A 16,886-nucleotide genomic window follows, 5' to 3' on the forward strand; every position below is an offset into this window, starting at 1 on the left:
TTGAAATTATATCTTCGAAAATCGCGACATCATCTGCGCCATCTGCGGGAAAGCATTAACGCAAAAAAAGGCGCAGCAACAATGCCACGCCTTCACATTATAATAAACTCAGTTAGTCTTCCAGTAAATGCACCACCAGTCCTGAACGTAGTTTTGGTTCGAACCATGTTGTCTTTGGCGGCATAATATTACCCGAATCAGCAATATCGATCAACTGCTTCATAGACACCGGATACAATGCAAAAGCAACTTCCATCTCGCCGGAATTTACCCTTTTCTCCAGCTCTCCCAAACCACGGATACCCCCAACAAAATCCACACGTTTGCTGGTTCTAAGATCGTCGATACCAAGAATATCGCGAAGAATAAGATCAGACGAGATTGTGACATCCAGTATGCCAATGGGATCATTATCATCATATGTGCCCGGTTTGGCTGTCAGAGAGTACCAAGTGTTATCCAGGTACATGCCAAAATTATGCAGACAATCAGGCTTGTAAATAGATTGTCCTTTCTCCTCCACCTCAAAATTATCCTGAAGTTTAGTCAGAAATTCCTCTTTCGATAATCCATTAAGATCTTTAACCACACGGTTGTAGTCAATGATGTTCAGTTGATTATCAGGGAAATGAACGGCCATAAAAAAGTTATACTCTTCGTTGCCTGTATACTCCGGATCATTTTCGCGCTTTTCCTTTCCTACCAGAGCAGCAGCAGCTGTCCGGTGATGCCCGTCAGCAACATAAGTGCTTGGCACACGCTTTTTAAATAGAATGGTGATCTGCTCTATTACGTCCGGATCATTTACCACCCATAAGGTATGTCCAAAACCGTCATCAGCAGTAAAATCATGTGCCGGTTTGTGTTCTTCCACCCAGTCGGCCACAATTTTATCTATATCTTTTACGGCAGGATAGGCAAAAAATACCGGTTCCATATTGGCATTGGTATAGCGCACATGCTTCATCCGGTCCTCTTCCTTGTCCTTCCGGGTCAGTTCATGCTTTTTTATCACACCATTCAGATAGTCATCCACGGCAGCACAGGCCACAATACCATATTGTGTTCTGCCCTGCATTGTCTGGGCGTAGATATAATAGAACGGCATATCATCCTGTTCCAGCCATCCTTTTTTAATAAAAGACTGTAAATTTTCGACAGCTTTCTGATAAACTGCCTCATCGTGTTCATCTGTTCCTACCGGTAAATCTATCTCGGGACGGATTATGTGCAGCAATGATTTTTCATTATCACCGGCTTCTTCACGTGCTTCCTGGGTATTCATCACATCGTAGGGTCTTGATGCAACTTTCCGCCCCATCAGCACAGGAGGTCTCAAGCCTTTAAAAGGTCTTATTATTGCCATAAAAAAAAGTTTATCAGGTTGGATCCGCCATTTGCATGATCAAAACCAACCTGTTAAGTTATAATGTCGGGTATATAAAAATTACTTGTTTACCTTGAATGTGGCATCGCCGTTTTCCAGGAATCCTACAATTTGTTTTGCAGCTGCCACACCGGCATTGATGTTTGCTTCAGCAGTTTGAGCCCCCATTTTCTTAGGGGTAAAGAAATGTCTGCCAGTGTATTTTTCAGCAAATACAGGAGCACAATCCGGAGCAATATCTGAAATATACTTGAAATCCTGACGGTCTTCCATGATCTTCAGCAGTCCATCTTCGTCAATTACCTCCTTACGGGCTGTGTTTACCAGTACAGCACCTTTTGGCATATAGCGCAACAGATCGTAGTTGATGGTTTTTTTTGTTTCTGCCGTTGCCGGAATATTCAGGGAGACATAATCGCAGGTGGAATAGAATGACTTCAGGTCTGTAATCAGATTCAGACCGTCTGCTTTAATCTTATCTTCGCAATATGGATCATAGGCAAACACTTCCATACCAAATCCTTTGGCAATCCGGGCAACATTCTGTCCCACATTACCGTAAGCATGAATACCCAGCTTTTTTCCTTTCAGTTCGGTTCCGGCAGTCCCGTTAAACTGATTCCGTGCCAGAAATACCATCATACCAAAAGCCAGCTCAGCAACTGCGTTGGAGTTCTGCCCCGGCGTATTCATCACACAAACATCGTTTGAAGTAGCTGCAGCCAGATCCACATTATCATATCCTGCACCGGCTCTGACCACTATCTTCAGGTTCTTTCCGGCATTGATCACTTCGGAATCAATGATGTCACTTCTGATAATTACTGCATCCACATCAGCAACAGCATCAAGCAACTGTTGTTTATCTGTGTATTTTTCCAGTAATACCAATTCATAACCTGCACTGTCAGTAACCTCTTTTATCAGTTTTATCGCTGCTGATGCAAAAGGTTTCTCGGTAGCTACTAATACTTTTGCCATAGTTTTGTACGATTATATTATAAACAAAAAACGCAGGAGTTCCCTGCGTTTTATAATTTAAGTTAGATTAGATACTCTTTTCAAATTCTTTCATTGCGTCCACAAGCACCTGAACACTTTCAATTGGCATTGCATTATAAACAGATGCCCTGAAACCACCGACGCTCCTGTGACCTTTAATTCCTACAATGCCCTTCTGAGATGCCAGGGCAAGGAAGTCAGCTTCTTTTTCCTTGTACTCTTCACTCATCACAAATGTGATATTCATATCCGACCGATCCTCTGCGTTTGCTACTGTACCCCTGAATAAGCTGTTGCGATCGATCTCGCCGTAAAGAAGATCTGATTTCTGTTTCTTCAGTTTTTCAATGGCAGATATGCCGCCCAGCTGTTTGTACCATTTAAGTGTCTGCAGACTGGTATAGATCGGTGCACATGGCGGTGTATTAAACATAGATTCACTGGCAATATGCGTCCGGTAATCCAGCATGGTCGGTATTGGCCGATCCACTTTACCCAGCAGGTCTTCCTTAACAATGACGAAAGCGGTTCCCGACGGACCCAGATTTTTCTGAGCGCCACCATAGATAAGTGCATATTTAGATACATCGACCGGACGTGAAAAAATATCGGAAGACATATCAGCAACGAGCGGCACACCGACTTCAGGATCAGATTTAACTTCAGTACCAAAAATGGTGTTATTTGATGTATAGTGGAAATAATCTGCATCCGAAGGAACTTCATATCCCTTTGGAATGTATGTATAGTTGTCAGCTTTTGACGAAGCCACCACAACAGTTTCGCCAAAGAATTTAGCTTCTTTAATTGCTTTTGCAGCCCACGAACCGGTATCGAGGTAAGCAGCTTTGGTTTTTAACAGGTTATATGGAACCATTGCAAACTGCATGCTGGCCCCGCCACCTAAAAACAACACTTCGTAACCGGCCGGAACATCAAGAAGCTCTTTCACCAGTTTCTGGGCTTCAGACATCACAGCAATAAACTCTTTGCTTCGGTGAGAAATTTCCAGAATCGATAATCCTGAACCTTCAAAATTTAAAACAGCTTCGGCAGTGTTTTTAATGGCAAATTCCGACAAGATAGACGGACCGGCGTAAAAATTGTGCTTTTTCATTCGTAAACAATTATTTTTTAAAATTTTTCCCTACGGGTAACAATACCAATACATATTTTTGAAGCTTCAAAATTAACATTTTCTGTAACAATTTAATAGCGTAACTGACAAAAATAAAGTGCTTCCTTTCAATAGTTATCAACACTTTTTCATTATCAGTTTTTTAGCCGGGAAACTATAGGTGAAAATAATTTTTTATATTTGTTGAATTACTTAAGAAACAAGAGGGAGACGCTTTCCCAAATCCGTTGTATATGGAGAAAATAAAGTTAAATGTTCTCGGTTTATCATATAACCACTCTAATTCAGGCGCTTATGCCCTGGTACTTGCCGAAGAAGAAGGCGAACGCAGAATACCTATCATTATAGGAGGAGTTGAGGCTCAGGCCATAGCCATACAACTGGAAGGATTAACCCCGCCCCGCCCGCTGACACACGACCTGTTCGTTTCATTTGCCACGGCATTTAATATTAAGGTTGAAGAAGTATTTATTTATAAGCTTAAAGACGGCATTTTCTATTCGGAGCTCAGCTGTTTTGACTATACCACTAAAAACAAAGTCCGCATTGACTCCCGAACATCTGATGCTGTTGCCCTGGCTCTTCGCTTTCATGTTCCGATATATACCTCAAAAGAGATTATTGAAAGAGCCGGCATTATCCTTGACATCGAAAACAGCAGTTCTCCCAAACCTGAAGAAACAGAATCTACTCTTAACGATCTGATTAATTCACCGGAAGATACAGGCAGTATAGATTTCACCGAATTTACAATGGAAGAGTTAAAGAAAGAACTGCAAAATGCTGTTGGTAATGAGGATTACGAACTGGCATCAAAAATCAGGGATGAAATAAAAAGACGCGGAAAATAAAAGAAAAATGGTAATAGAAAGTCAAGGTATATCCATGTTAAGCGTGGTAAGAGGCATTATTGGTATCACAACCATTATAGGAATTGCCTGGGTGTTCAGCACCAACCGTAAAAAAGTTCATTGGGCAACCATTGGTAAAGGATTATTATTCCAGCTTATTCTGGCCCTGGGTGTCCTTTATGTTCCTTTTGTTCAGGCTTTTTTTGAATATGGTGGTAAAGTATTTGTCCTTATACTGGACTTTACCAAACAAGGCTCGGAATTTTTAATGGGCGACCTGGTGGATCTGAGCAAAACGGGCTACATATTCATGTTCCAGATTCTTCCGACCATCATCTTTTTTTCTGCCCTTACCAGCTTATTGTTTTATCTTGGTGTGATCCAGAAAATTGTATATGGTCTTGCGTGGATTATGAGCCGCTTTTTAAAGCTGTCCGGTGCCGAGAGCCTGTCCGTAGCCGGAAACATTTTCCTGGGTCAGACTGAATCACCCCTGATGATCAAGGCTTTTCTTGAAAAAATGAACCGTTCCGAAATATTTCTTGTCATGACAGGTGGCATGGCTACCATTGCGGGTGGAGTAATGGCGGCTTATATTGGTTTTCTGGGTGGTGATGACCCTGCCTTGCGTCAGATGTTTGCCAAACACCTGCTGACCGCTTCTGTAATGGCAGCACCGGGAGCTGTTGTATTATCGAAGATACTTTTCCCTCAAACCGAAGACATTGATAAAAATATTGAAATATCAAAAGACAAGGTCGGTACAAATATTCTGGATGCCATTTCAAACGGTACAGTTGAAGGCATAAAGCTGGCGGTGAACGTTGGCGGTATGCTGCTGGTGTTCATTGCTTTTATTGCCATGTTTAACTATTTTACCAACAACCTGATCGGAAGGTACACCGGATTAAATGAAGTCATAGCCAGAATTACTGATAATCAGTACGATGGTCTGTCTCTGCAGTTTATGCTGGGTTATCTCATGTCCCCCTTTATGTGGCTGATTGGTGTGGCAAAGGAAGATATGACCCTGGTTGGCCAGCTTTTGGGCGAAAAGGTCATCATCAACGAGTTTATCGGTTATGCCAGTCTGGGTAAAATGCAGGCTGCTGGTGCTTTCACCTACGAAAAGTCCATCATCATGTCAACCTATATTCTGTGTGGTTTTGCCAACATCAGCTCTATAGGTATACAGATAGGCGGGATTGGCTCCCTGGCTCCCGGTAAAAAAGTCTGGTTGTCTGAATTTGGCTTTCGTGCACTGCTGGCAGGTACACTGGCTTCAGCACTGTCGGCAACCTTTATCGGGATGATTATGGGGTGATTTCAGAACCTAGAACCTAGAACCTAGTCCCGAAAAATCCATATCTGAGTTTTTTTGGATCAGAAATTCAGATTGCCATAGAAAAATGCAAATTGAATATTTATACATTTACGGGAACTCTTGAAATCTGAAATCAATGCAATACTGCATGGCATTCAGGGGTGGACAGTCAGGAGCAATTCTACTTTATCGGATCTGAGCAGGCTTTATAATCTGATTCTAAGAATTATATCTGCCCTTGCACAAACAAAAATATTTCCCTTATGATTTAATCCTTATCCGCTAAATCGGTCCTTAGATTCAGAATATCATGTTCAATGATGTACCGGACTCTGTCAGGTTCTTCAAAAAGCGGACTATGGGCTGAATTTTCAAAGGAGTAAAAACCTTTCAGTGGCGCCTTAACCTGAGCTGAATAGGCCCTGGACAGTTCAATATTTACAGTTAAATCGAACTTACCACTGAGGAAATAAACCGGAATATCGAGTTTCCGGACCTTTCCTGTAAAATCTGTTAAACATAGTTCTTTATTCAGATTAGTTTTGGGCAAAAAAGTAAACTTCGACTTCCATATTTTAAGTTTCTCACTGAGTGTATATGCTTTACAGGTCCAGACCGGTATAAATATATCCCTGAAAACAGATGTCATTTTGTGCATGGTGCCAATACCCAATTCGTGCATGGTCCGATCCCGAAGACCTGACGTATAGAATGAAATAAGATTTGAGTCTGATCCTGAAACATTATATGCGTTCAACTGGCTTAACCTTTTTTGATTTCCAGTCTTGCTAAAATAATCCAGCATATAATTAAAGGCGATCTTTTCTGATTCCATTTGATTGGTAATCTGTGCTATTCCGATATATGCTTTATAGAATTGTGGATTCCGGGCTGCAGCAAGTAAAGCAATTGTTGTTCCTCCTGAATGTGCCATCATATATATCTTATCTTTACCGAAACGTTTTCTCAGATAATTCGTTACCTCAACAGCATCTAATGAAAGCTGGTCCAAATTCATACTCTGTATCGTAACCTTCGGGGAATAAGAAAGTCCTCCACCCCGCTGTTCCCAGTAACAAACGGTAAAATAATCTTCAAGTCCGGGCTTATATTTATCAAAAAGAAAATAGTTTGGGAAAGCAGGGCCTCCATGGACATACAGCAGAACCGGATTATTGATATTCCTGCTTTTTATAAACATGCCTTGATTGACACCACCTATATTTAAGAAAACCTTTTCCGAAATACTTCCTGCAAGGGGTTTGCCATTTTTATCCAAATATAACTCAGGCTTACCTGGACTCATGATCAATAGGGCAGTTATTGTTGTCAGTACGAGTCCTGCAAATATCATAACTAATAGTGCTAACATACGTTTGATATTGAAACTGTTTTTTTTCATTTTTAATTTGAATGACAGTATTGAATACATTATACCATTTCACACTGCAGATACAGGCTGTTTGTGTCCTGCAAAACGTAAACAGGCTTTAATACCATTGCTTTATCTTAATAATTGTCATCATCATATGACCGCTTATTGCCAGCTTTGATTTATCAGTGTTTCATATGTTTCCCTGTCTATTTCATGTATTAACATCGGATATATCATCCTGATATCCTCCTGTCCGTCATCCTCTGAATCCTCCTGTTGAAACTTAAGAAATAATTCCTCACCATTCTTTTCACTCGCTTCCTGATATACTGCTCTCAGTTTTGACAATTCCCGTAAATAAGTTTCATAATCCATCCTTTCATCGAAGTAAACATCTACTGTAAACACCTGAGTAGACATCATCTTTTCTTTTAAAACAGAATCTAACTCTTCTGATTTTATCGGGTTCCCGCTAATTTCTTTACCTGTAGCTGAGATTTTACATATAACCGTATGTTCGTTAATGCCTTCACTATTTGAAAACAAAGGTGGCGGAGGAGGTGGATATTTTGACAACAGAGAATCCGGGATATTATTTTCAGTATAGGGCAGAACTGATTGTATTCCACAAAGATGATCAGAGCTATCCTGTGTTACGTATATAATTCTGTTTCTAAGTCCTTTCTGCAATACGGATTTAAGTTTGTTTAGGTCACTAAGTCTTATCCTGCCATCACAAAAAACTAAGTTTTGACCTCTTCCAAATAAGTAATCATCAATATCCGGCAGTAGTTTCAAATAGCTTAAGCTATCTAATTTAATCTTTTCGCCATTTAGATAGACTACATTATTGTTTTCAATGTCAAATACAAAATTGCTCCTGTTCTCCTTCCACTCAATGTTAACGGCTTTAAGAACAGGAAGTACTATCTCTGTATGCTTTTTTATATTAAAATAATCTATAAAGTTTTTATAAATGTTTCTTTCGAACTTACTCAACAGTGAGTCATTGTTAATATCATAAAACAATAATTCGTTCTCTGTTACTTTAAATCGTATTTTATCCAGACCTGTGAAATTATTAAACAAGAATGTATCTTTCTTTATTTTATACAATCTATCCTGGTGATATGATCCGTTAACTGTCCGATAAAAATCCTGTCGGATTTCACAAATTTCAGGATTGACAAAATTGTCCTGTTCAATCCAGTTACCTGTAATGGGATACTTTTTGGTGCAAGCACTAAACATTACAAATAGAAATAATATGGGAAAGACTTTTTTCATCTTTTTCTAAGTTTGCTAAATCAAATATCTAACAAATTTATTATCAATCGCTAAACCGAACCCAGGAGTAGAATCATTCTCTCATGCTGATTTATTCAGGGAGACAATCAAATTTACGAATGGTTTCAAGAGACTCATCCCAGCTTGCCTTATTTGAAATAAAAATATGGGCATCTGGTCGAATATCCAATGTTGTATCCAGGCATCCTGCAGGAACAGCTAATAGTTGGCCTTCCATTTGTAAATTTGGTAAGGCTGAACCACAATTTGTGCAAAAGGCCTTCAAATGATTGCTTTTATGCGGTTGAAAAACTTTAATCTTTGTCTCTGTTTTTATCCATTCCAGCTTTGCTGTTGTTGAAAATAAGTTGGCTGCATGAGCCGACCCTGTATCCTTTCTACAATATCTGCAATGGCATAAATAAAAGTTCTCAAAGTCCCCTGTAATTCTAAATTTAATCCCTTTGCACAAACAAGATCCAAGATATTCCATATCCCTGTATTTTCACATTTTCATTTCCGGCAATTTCTAATCCAGTTGTTTCAGTCTTTCGGCTGCCAGCTTTCGGACTTCAGGATCTTTATCAGTTTCAGCGATTTCGGTCAGGCTTGGTCTGAAAGTCATCCTGCTAACGGCCAGTTTCCGCACTTCAGGGTCTTTGTCAGTTTTAGCGATTTCGGTCAGGCTTGGACCGAAGGTCATTTTACTAACCGCCAGTTTTCGAACTTCAGGATCATTATCGGATTTGGCAATCTCAGTCAGACTCGGACCGAACGTCATTCTGCTAACAGCTAATTTCCTTACTTCAGGGTCTTTGTCGGTTTTGGCGATTTCGGTCAGGCCTGGACCGAAGGTCATTTTACTAACGGCTTTCTTTCTAACTTCCGGGTCACTGTCGGTTTTGGCAATCTCGGTTAGACTCGGACCGAACGTCATTCTGCTAACGGCTAATTTCCTTACTTCAGGGTCTTTGTCGGTTTTGGCGATTTCGGTCAGGCTTGGACCGAAGGTCATTTTACTAACGGCTTTCTTTCTAACTTCAGGGTCACTGTCGGTTTTGGCAATCTCGGTTAGACTCGGACCGAACGTCATCCTGCTAACCGCCAGTTTCCTTACTTCAGGGTCTTGATCTGTTTTGGCAATTTCGGTCAGATACGGTCCGAAGGTCATTTTGCTAACGGCCAGCTTCCGTACTTCCGGGTCCTTATCCGTTTTAGCCGTGATATACAAAAGAGAGTCCGAATTTTGACCCGTTATTGTAACCGTTACTTCTTCCGACTTTTTCGTTGAACTTAAGCCAATATTGCAACTGACCATCAGGATAAATGCCAGTGAAAAGAATAAAAATCGTAGTGTTTTCATAGTTCGTTATTTACGGGATTTCCATTTAACTATAGCATTCTAATTGTTTATTGTCTATGTGGTTATTGAGAACATACAAAATGTTACTTGTTGTGCCTAAAACTAGAGCTTGGGTAATAAAATTTAAAAAGTTATTAAAACCATATGCACGATGACCAATTATCGGCCACAGTTTTTTATTTTCCATAATCTTTATTACATAAGTCGATCAATCCGTTTTCTGTATTTATTGCCATTTTAACATTAAAAATAAGATTGTCAAGAACACTCATATCACCTTGTATAAAACTTTTAGCATCATTATAGATTCCATTATTTGTTTGGATAATATTATATAGCGATTTATAGATATATTCCAAACCCATTAAGTAATCAAAATCATAAGTTGATATGATATTACTACTTTTTAAAGTCTCCCATGCTATGGTTCTAAGTTCAACCTGTTCTAAAGTGAAGACTAAATTTAAATTCATCCGGGTGTATTTAAACTTTTCATTTCCCAATCTTACAGAGTCAATAGGAGAAAGTAAGCCCGGATGCTTTGTTCTAAACTGAATCATATTTTCAGATGAAGTAATAAATTCACTTTCAGTGCTTAAACACTCACTAAAAAAGATGTATATGTCGAGCATTTCTGTGTAATTTTTTACTGATTCCGTTAGCAATTTTTTATTTGCACTTATTTCTGTTAAAATATTTTCAGTTGCAATTTCTTTTTGCTTTTTAAGTTTTCTTGAGGCATTCCATTCGTTTAAATAAAGCGCAAGAAAAACACCAACCAGGGTTGCGAAAAGGGTTATAATACCGTCTCTACTCCAAAAGACTGTTTTTTTTATCATATTTTTAAATTCTGAATACTGTGCATTTTATACATCTGTTTGCCCAATGGTAATAATAAACCATCGTTTTATTCTGGTTTATTTTGAGTTACATCAGGTTCATTCAGTTAGTCCAATTTCTTTATTTTAAAATCAATAATTAAAATTTTAACAAAAAATAATTTATTTCCAACAATTCCAAATAACAGATTCCCTTTTTATCAATCTAAAAGTAATTGTTTTAAATGAACAATGGATAATGCAGAATGATTATTACGCCAATTCATTTTGAATATAATTAAACGTTTATTTTTTAGGATGTAACCGAAAGACTTTGTTCAACGTGATTTGCATTTAACTATAATATTCTCTTTGGTTATGGTCTCTATGGTTATTGAGATCGAACAAAATGCTACTTGTTGAGCCTAAAACTAATGCCTGAGGAATAAAGTGTATCAGAAAATTAAAACCGCATGCGATACCACCAAATGTTTTTGACAGTCAATTTCATGCCATTAGTTCATTTTATTATATATTACCGGCATCTGCCCTTTCCTGTTATTCCACAGTTCAGTTTCAACGATTAGTCTGGACATAAAATTCCCAACATTAATCCGGCTGGTTTTGCCTGGATTAGAAAGGGCACTCCTGATCGGTGAAGCATATGCCTCGTATTCGCTTACATTATCTTCATCAATTAACGTATCTGGTCGGACAGCGACCCATTCAATTCGCTTATGTTTTTGCCCGATGTTAACTCTTAAGAAGTCTGCCGCCTTTTCATTATCTGACTGTGGTGGCACAAAAAAGCGAATGAGCCCCATTACCAGTTTTTCTCCAATTGAAATGGGCTCATTTAAATCCCTGTTTCTGTTTGCAGTTGTATTCATCAATACAAAACGTATTGGTTTATCGGGAGAATTCTTCTGAATTGCAAGACATAGCAATGCAACGGCATTAGTTACTAATTTTCTGGGCTTTCCGAAAATCCCCTTCAACGTAATATTATGACCTAGGCAAGAAGCGATGGACTGACAATCAATCAAATGGTTCATCATTTCATCAACACTGATCTCTGAGATATTAGCTTTGATGATAGATATTCTGTCATTATTCGTCCACGAATCCATTATTTTTCCCGAAGGTCGTACGATCACCTTGACGCTTTTCCCCTTACTCAATAATTGTTCAACCAGTTGCTTTCCGGTTGCACCGGTTGCACCTACTATTAATGTTGCCATATTATTATATATTTAGTCAGGACAGATTTCTTCAATTGTTACAACTCATCTATATTCCAATTTTTATTCTACTAATCCTTGCAAATAAATCAATAAAGCGAAAGGTGGTTCAACTTTTTTCTTTATCGTACATATATGTTATTATCAGGCTAATCCAGACAGGAACGGGGTCATTTCATTTTTATCAACCTAAAAATAAGCATTTTAAATGAAGAATGAGGTATTATGAATAAAGAATCATTGTTGTCCGGTTAACGAATCAATATTACTTAAAGATTCTTCGCTCCATTCCATTACGCTCAGAATGACAGTCTCTTAGGTTTGGGGCCGGAGGATGGGTTGGTTTTCGAATGTGTAGCAAACCAACCCATCCTCCAGCCCAACAGCCAGCAACTTCCTGTCATTTTGAAGGAAGCGAAGAATCTATGAAGCTTTAAACGGACTACAGAAATGAAGGATGAAAAATGAGGAAAAAAAGGGGATGTCCGGAATGCCCTTGCCGAAAAACCACAGGTGCCTGAAAAATCAGGAATCGTGTTTCGTCTTAGGCATCGATAGTTATTCTGATTGTTTAGTAAACCGGGATTCTGTTTTAAGAAGGTCGTTTTTTTTAGAATCTCAGTAGTGAATATTGTATGAAGAGGCCTGATTTACGGAGCAGATTTCGGCATGGTTCCATATCAGAGCTCAAGAAAATTGAAGCGGACTACGCCCCATCAATTTACTACCATATCGGCTTATCTTTTTTTACAATGATGGAATCTGTGTTTTATTTTTTCCATTTATAATCTGGAATCGATTTATATCTTCCCCAAAATTTGTAGTGTGTCAGAGAAGTATAAGATATTAGTTTTCCTAGGCGTTTATTTCGGAGTAATAAATGTTGGAATTTATATAAAATCCATAGTAAAGCAAAGAATATAAACGACTGTATTAAAAACCTTACAATACCTGATTGCAGGTCGATTATTAAAATGTTGTTGAGTAAAATCGTAAGCGCTACGGAGCTTAATATACTTGTGGTGACCATTAGTCCATGTGCGGTTTCTATTGCTTTTTTAGGGCATGAATTCATACACTTCATACAACTTTCACATTTATGGGTCCAATAGGGACGATTATTGATTGTTTTGATTGCATTAACGGGACATTGTTTTACACACAAACCACAGTTATTACAATGAACAGAAGCATAAAAGGATTTTGCAAAAAGATATTTACCTGCCAGATAATAAGCTATCGACACCGGTGAAATTAAAATATCCTGAACCAGTTCTCTATATGCATGAAAATCTGTTTTTCCAGAAACTATTCTATTGAAGTGTTTTATAACACGATAATAATTTTTTTCGTGTAGGAATTTCACGGTATTCTCATGTAATGCAGGATGAATTGAAATCCAATTTGAAGGCATATCAAAAGGAATTTGTCCCACAATCCTGTATCCCCTGCTCTTTAAAATTACTGAAGACAATAAGAACGCAATTCCAGTCAACCCGGGTGTAACAAAACGACCTATTTTCATACCTGCCCTGGTATTCATTAAAACAATATTATTCCCGCCTTTTGGAAAATGTTTTATAAAATTTAAAGTAATTTTCGGATAATTGAAGCCATGCACAGGTGAAATAATCACAATCAAAGCATCCGAACCAATGATCTTAATTTTATCAATATCTGTTTTTGAAATATCAAATATCTGACAATCAAGATGCTTTTTTATAGCACGTTCAGAAAACCATAATGCTATTTGTTTAGCATTACCGGTTCCTGAAAAATAAAATATTACTATACTCCTGTATGCGCTCATCTTTCTCTTTAAAATTCATGAATTCTCATAATACCGGATCCTCTGACTGTTTCTCAACATTGCTTACGTTTGTATAAGAACAGGTGCCGATTGCAGGATTTATTTCTGTCATGTTGCCGTGATTTTGAAGCGGGCTACACCCCATCCATTTAGTGACTGAGCGGGTTTTGTTTTTATACAATTCTATGCTGTTTTTGATTTACCATCCGAAAGCGACGATTTGATTACTTTCATTGAATTGCAGGTCAAAACATGGGGTTAAATCAACCATTTTTCCATCTTTCGATTCCAGAACAATATCGTAGCTCATATCCCCGTATTCTAAAATATGGTTCAGCCGATATCCCAAAAACTCTTTCTGCATGTCCTTCATCCACATTTTGAATATTCGTTCTCTTTCTTTACTGGCGACATGTTTGTTGATGAAATCATCAATGTTCTCGTCATCGGTCAAAATTAGTTTTACAAACTGATGTATGATTTCAAGTTGTTTATTTGTAATATTGGTACTGCCATGTTTTATACTTTTCATTTTGGGTACAATGGGTGTGTAGTCTTCATTAAAAAGTAATTGCTCTATTTCCCATCCTACAATTTGAGTGTCGTATCTTAATTCATTGGTCATATATATGATGACCGTTTTTTCTGCCGGCAGTTGTATGAAATCGGCATAAAAAACACCATTTGAGCCGTTGTGAGCTACAATTTTTGTATTCCGGTCACTATTCATTATGGTCCATCCGTATGCATAGTGTGAATCTCCTGATTCATTTTCATTTACGTGGGGAAAAGTGAGTTGTTCAAATGATTTTTCAGAAATTATTTTGTTTTCTTTTAATGCCTTATACCATTTATATAAATCGGAAGGATTAGAAAGTATGCCTCCATTACCTTTTAAATGCCACGAGATTTGATTTGAGTCTGCCTGCCATTTCATAAGGTGAGTTCCCCAATCTTCCCCGCATTTATAACCGTGTGCAATTTGAGTTGTATCCCATTGTGGGAAAAGATAACCCGTATGTTTCATACCAGCTTTTTGAAAAAGATGTTCCTGCAAATAGGTCTCATAATCTGATTGCGCAACTTTTTCAATTATCATAGCTAGAATACTGTAACCCACGTTGGAATAACTAAACTGTTTTCCTGGTTCAAAATCCAATGGTGAACTATAAACTTCGCTTAAAAACTTCTCTTTTGTGATGGGAACGAAATCCACGCCGTAACCAAGATTTCCCACTATCCCTGAAGTATGGGTAAGTAACTGATGAATAGTTATGTTTTGTTTGTCCTTAGGCACATTTTCAAAAAATTTATAAATAGAATCGTTTACTGATAATTTGCCCTTTTCCTGTAATTTCAGAATAGCAGTTGCAGTAAATTGTTTTGTTAATGAACCTATTGTAAAAATAGTTTCTTCCGTTACAGGAAGATTTTCGTTTTTGTTTCTTAGTCCAACGCCACCAGAGTAGAGTATTTCTCCGTCCATAGCGACTAAAACGCTTGCAGAAAGTCCATTCTCATTGCACTCATCCATATAGGATTCAAGTCTGTTTTTCAGAGAGTTGACCCTGTCATTTGAGGTGGTTTTGTTTTTGCAGGAAACAAAAAGCATTGAAATTATTACTGTGATTGAAATATATCTTTTCATTGTCTTTTTATAGTGTTTTATTTAAACGTACCACCATGGATTATACCATGTGATAGCGGTTCGTGGTTTTTTGTTCTTTCGTTATTTGTTCAATTCCCTGATTATAAGCCGGAACTTTGTTCAACTCTATTTTTCACTTTTTATAGTGTACGTATATGTTGTAAAGTAAATCATATTCGTAACGGGCTAATCGAAAAAGGATTGGGGTCTTTTCGGTATTATCAGTCTAAAAGTAAGCATTTTAAATGAAGAATGTAGAATTATGAATGAAGAATTAAGAATGAAAAATGAAGAATTGTTTTGGTTTAGCATAAAACTAATCGTTCACATAAACGTAGTCTGGAGACTTTGTATTACGTAAGTCGTAAGCCATAATTTGTGATACGGGAGTTGTGGCGGTTCACAACACATCATTTTCTCGCGGATATACGCCGTTTAAATCGCTGAGTTTCGCAGAAGACTTTGGAAGCCATTAATAAGGAAAGGAAAACCGCATACTAAGAGTCAATATGCACTACAAAGGCATGCTCAATTATTCATTTTAAATTTTTCATTATTCATTTGTAAGTCAGGAGTCGTAATTTGTAACGCGTAACCTGTAACACGTAACCTGTACCGCGTAACCCGTCACATTTCTCATCTTACAATTTACATACCTATTTTCTCGCAGATTTATGCAGATTAAATCGCTGAGTTTCTCAGAAGACTTTGGAAGCCATTAATATAGGGAAGAACACCGCATTCTACGAGTCAATATGCACTACAAAGGCATGCTCCATTATTCATTTTAAATTTTTCATTATTCATTTGTAGGTCAGGAGTCGTAACCTGTAACGCGTAACGTGTAACGTGTAACCTGTAACGCGCAACCCGTCACATTTCTCATCTTACAATTTACATACCTATTTTCTCGCAGATTTACGCAGATTAAATCGCTGAGTTTCGCCGATGTTCTTTGGAAATCATTAATAAGAAAAGGAAAACCGCATACTACGAGTCAATATGCACTACAAAGGCATGCTCCATTATTCATTTTAAATTTTTCATTATTCATTTGTAGGTCAGGAGTCGTAATTTGTAACGCGTAACCTGTAACACGTAACCTGTAACTTGTAACACGTAACCTGTAACACGTAACGTGTAACCCGTAACCCGTCACATTTCACGTCTCACAATTCACGGTTCACGATTACGTCTCACGATTGATATACTCCTTCACTGAAACTTCGGAGTATGATAAAAAAAGGGAATCCACGCCTGAACTCCCAATTCGTTTAATTGCAATTGTAATGCCAATCCCTTTAATACAGTACAAATGTAAGGTGCTGATTTTAAGACGACATTACATCATTGTGTCATTATGAACACAATTTACCTAAATTATTCTTCAATTTGTATGTCAATATTTTTTTCCCTTAACAGGACTTTCGACTTTGAACAGATATTCGGTGTACAAACCAGGATGACTTTCTGTCCCGGCTTTTTTTCCTGAATCTTATCTGCCATAGCCGCAATTTTTTCCGCATCCTTTCTAATGATCCGGCTTTTAATCTTCTTCACAATGGCAATGGTTCCGGCATCAACCTGTTGTAAATCTGTTCTGCTGTTTAAACCAAACGGTGTGGGGTCGAGTTTTTTCATT

At 38.0% G+C, this 16,886-nt stretch carries 14 protein-coding genes; 2 read left to right on the plus strand and 12 right to left on the minus strand.

Going from position 1 to position 16,886, the window contains the following annotated elements; genetic code table 11:
• Positions 1–112: 112 nt before the first annotated feature.
• From ACE1EF_RS04200 to serC, 3 genes are all read right to left on the minus strand, one after another.
• Positions 113–1,366 (minus strand): DUF1015 domain-containing protein, encoded by a 1,254-nt coding sequence (locus ACE1EF_RS04200; protein WP_375719366.1) that lies wholly within the window; start codon positions 1,364–1,366, stop codon positions 113–115.
• An 81-nt stretch (positions 1,367–1,447) separates the two neighbouring features.
• On the minus strand, positions 1,448–2,368 hold the full coding sequence (locus ACE1EF_RS04205; protein ID WP_375719367.1) for a 3-phosphoglycerate dehydrogenase: 921 nt from the start codon (positions 2,366–2,368) through the stop codon (positions 1,448–1,450).
• A gap of 67 nt (positions 2,369–2,435) precedes the next feature.
• Positions 2,436–3,506 carry a 3-phosphoserine/phosphohydroxythreonine transaminase gene (serC, locus tag ACE1EF_RS04210; protein ID WP_375719368.1) on the minus strand — a complete coding sequence of 357 codons (1,071 nt, stop codon included), beginning with the start codon at positions 3,504–3,506 and terminating at the stop codon, positions 2,436–2,438.
• A 254-nt stretch (positions 3,507–3,760) separates the two neighbouring features.
• Here serC and ACE1EF_RS04215 point away from each other — a divergent pair, with 254 nt between their 5' ends.
• Positions 3,761–4,378 (plus strand): bifunctional nuclease domain-containing protein, encoded by a 618-nt coding sequence (locus ACE1EF_RS04215; protein ID WP_375719369.1) that lies wholly within the window; start codon positions 3,761–3,763, stop codon positions 4,376–4,378.
• 7 nt (positions 4,379–4,385) lie between these two features.
• Positions 4,386–5,702, plus strand: a complete 1,317-nt coding sequence (locus tag ACE1EF_RS04220; RefSeq protein WP_375719370.1) for a NupC/NupG family nucleoside CNT transporter — start codon at positions 4,386–4,388, stop codon at positions 5,700–5,702.
• A 268-nt stretch (positions 5,703–5,970) separates the two neighbouring features.
• On the opposite strand, the gene ACE1EF_RS04225 is transcribed toward ACE1EF_RS04220, so the two are convergent.
• The 9 genes from ACE1EF_RS04225 to ACE1EF_RS04265 all read right to left on the minus strand — a co-directional run bounded on the left by ACE1EF_RS04225 (position 5,971) and on the right by ACE1EF_RS04265 (position 16,885).
• Positions 5,971–7,104 (minus strand): alpha/beta fold hydrolase, encoded by a 1,134-nt coding sequence (locus tag ACE1EF_RS04225; RefSeq protein WP_375719371.1) that lies wholly within the window; start codon positions 7,102–7,104, stop codon positions 5,971–5,973.
• 135 nt (positions 7,105–7,239) lie between these two features.
• Positions 7,240–8,364, minus strand: a complete 1,125-nt coding sequence (locus tag ACE1EF_RS04230) for a hypothetical protein (protein WP_375719372.1) — start codon at positions 8,362–8,364, stop codon at positions 7,240–7,242.
• Between the two features lie 91 nt (positions 8,365–8,455).
• Positions 8,456–8,857: a GFA family protein gene (locus ACE1EF_RS04235; protein ID WP_375719373.1), complete on the minus strand. Its 402-nt coding sequence runs from the start codon at positions 8,855–8,857 to the stop codon at positions 8,456–8,458.
• Between the two features lie 36 nt (positions 8,858–8,893).
• Entirely contained in the window at positions 8,894–9,727 is an 834-nt protein-coding gene (locus tag ACE1EF_RS04240) for a hypothetical protein (protein WP_375719374.1), read from the minus strand.
• A gap of 176 nt (positions 9,728–9,903) precedes the next feature.
• A complete protein-coding gene (locus ACE1EF_RS04245; RefSeq protein ID WP_375719375.1) occupies positions 9,904–10,566 on the minus strand; it encodes a hypothetical protein in 663 nt (220 codons plus the stop codon).
• 494 nt (positions 10,567–11,060) lie between these two features.
• Positions 11,061–11,786, minus strand: coding sequence for an NAD(P)H-binding protein (locus ACE1EF_RS04250; protein WP_375719376.1), 726 nt, complete (start codon positions 11,784–11,786; stop codon positions 11,061–11,063).
• Between the two features lie 769 nt (positions 11,787–12,555).
• On the minus strand, positions 12,556–13,596 hold the full coding sequence (locus ACE1EF_RS04255; protein ID WP_375719377.1) for an EFR1 family ferrodoxin: 1,041 nt from the start codon (positions 13,594–13,596) through the stop codon (positions 12,556–12,558).
• Positions 13,597–13,795: 199 nt separating this feature from the next.
• A complete protein-coding gene (locus tag ACE1EF_RS04260; RefSeq protein ID WP_375719378.1) occupies positions 13,796–15,244 on the minus strand; it encodes a serine hydrolase domain-containing protein in 1,449 nt (482 codons plus the stop codon).
• A gap of 1,380 nt (positions 15,245–16,624) precedes the next feature.
• Entirely contained in the window at positions 16,625–16,885 is a 261-nt protein-coding gene (locus ACE1EF_RS04265; protein WP_375719379.1) for a hypothetical protein, read from the minus strand.
• Position 16,886 lies beyond the last annotated feature (1 nt).

This window comes from Quyinboa sediminis (assembly GCF_042219855.1).
Taxonomy (GTDB): domain Bacteria; phylum Bacteroidota; class Bacteroidia; order Bacteroidales; family UBA5342; genus JBHJHP01.

Excerpts from the sequence above, each read along its gene's own strand:
- ACE1EF_RS04215 (WP_375719369.1), top strand. The coding sequence starts at position 3,761 with ATGGAGAAAATAAAGTTAAATGTTCTCGGTTTATCATATAACCACTCT.
- ACE1EF_RS04255 (WP_375719377.1), bottom strand. The coding sequence starts at position 13,596 with ATGAGCGCATACAGGAGTATAGTAATATTTTATTTTTCAGGAACCGGT.
- ACE1EF_RS04265 (WP_375719379.1), bottom strand. The coding sequence starts at position 16,885 with ATGAAAAAACTCGACCCCACACCGTTTGGTTTAAACAGCAGAACAGAT.
- ACE1EF_RS04260 (WP_375719378.1), bottom strand. The coding sequence starts at position 15,244 with ATGAAAAGATATATTTCAATCACAGTAATAATTTCAATGCTTTTTGTT.
- ACE1EF_RS04225 (WP_375719371.1), bottom strand. The coding sequence starts at position 7,104 with ATGAAAAAAAACAGTTTCAATATCAAACGTATGTTAGCACTATTAGTT.
- ACE1EF_RS04245 (WP_375719375.1), bottom strand. The coding sequence starts at position 10,566 with ATGATAAAAAAAACAGTCTTTTGGAGTAGAGACGGTATTATAACCCTT.
- ACE1EF_RS04235 (WP_375719373.1), bottom strand. The coding sequence starts at position 8,857 with ATGGAATATCTTGGATCTTGTTTGTGCAAAGGGATTAAATTTAGAATT.
- ACE1EF_RS04200 (WP_375719366.1), bottom strand. The coding sequence starts at position 1,366 with ATGGCAATAATAAGACCTTTTAAAGGCTTGAGACCTCCTGTGCTGATG.
- ACE1EF_RS04240 (WP_375719374.1), bottom strand. The coding sequence starts at position 9,727 with ATGAAAACACTACGATTTTTATTCTTTTCACTGGCATTTATCCTGATG.
- ACE1EF_RS04220 (WP_375719370.1), top strand. The coding sequence starts at position 4,386 with ATGGTAATAGAAAGTCAAGGTATATCCATGTTAAGCGTGGTAAGAGGC.
- ACE1EF_RS04205 (WP_375719367.1), bottom strand. The coding sequence starts at position 2,368 with ATGGCAAAAGTATTAGTAGCTACCGAGAAACCTTTTGCATCAGCAGCG.
- ACE1EF_RS04230 (WP_375719372.1), bottom strand. The coding sequence starts at position 8,364 with ATGAAAAAAGTCTTTCCCATATTATTTCTATTTGTAATGTTTAGTGCT.
- ACE1EF_RS04250 (WP_375719376.1), bottom strand. The coding sequence starts at position 11,786 with ATGGCAACATTAATAGTAGGTGCAACCGGTGCAACCGGAAAGCAACTG.
- serC (WP_375719368.1), bottom strand. The coding sequence starts at position 3,506 with ATGAAAAAGCACAATTTTTACGCCGGTCCGTCTATCTTGTCGGAATTT.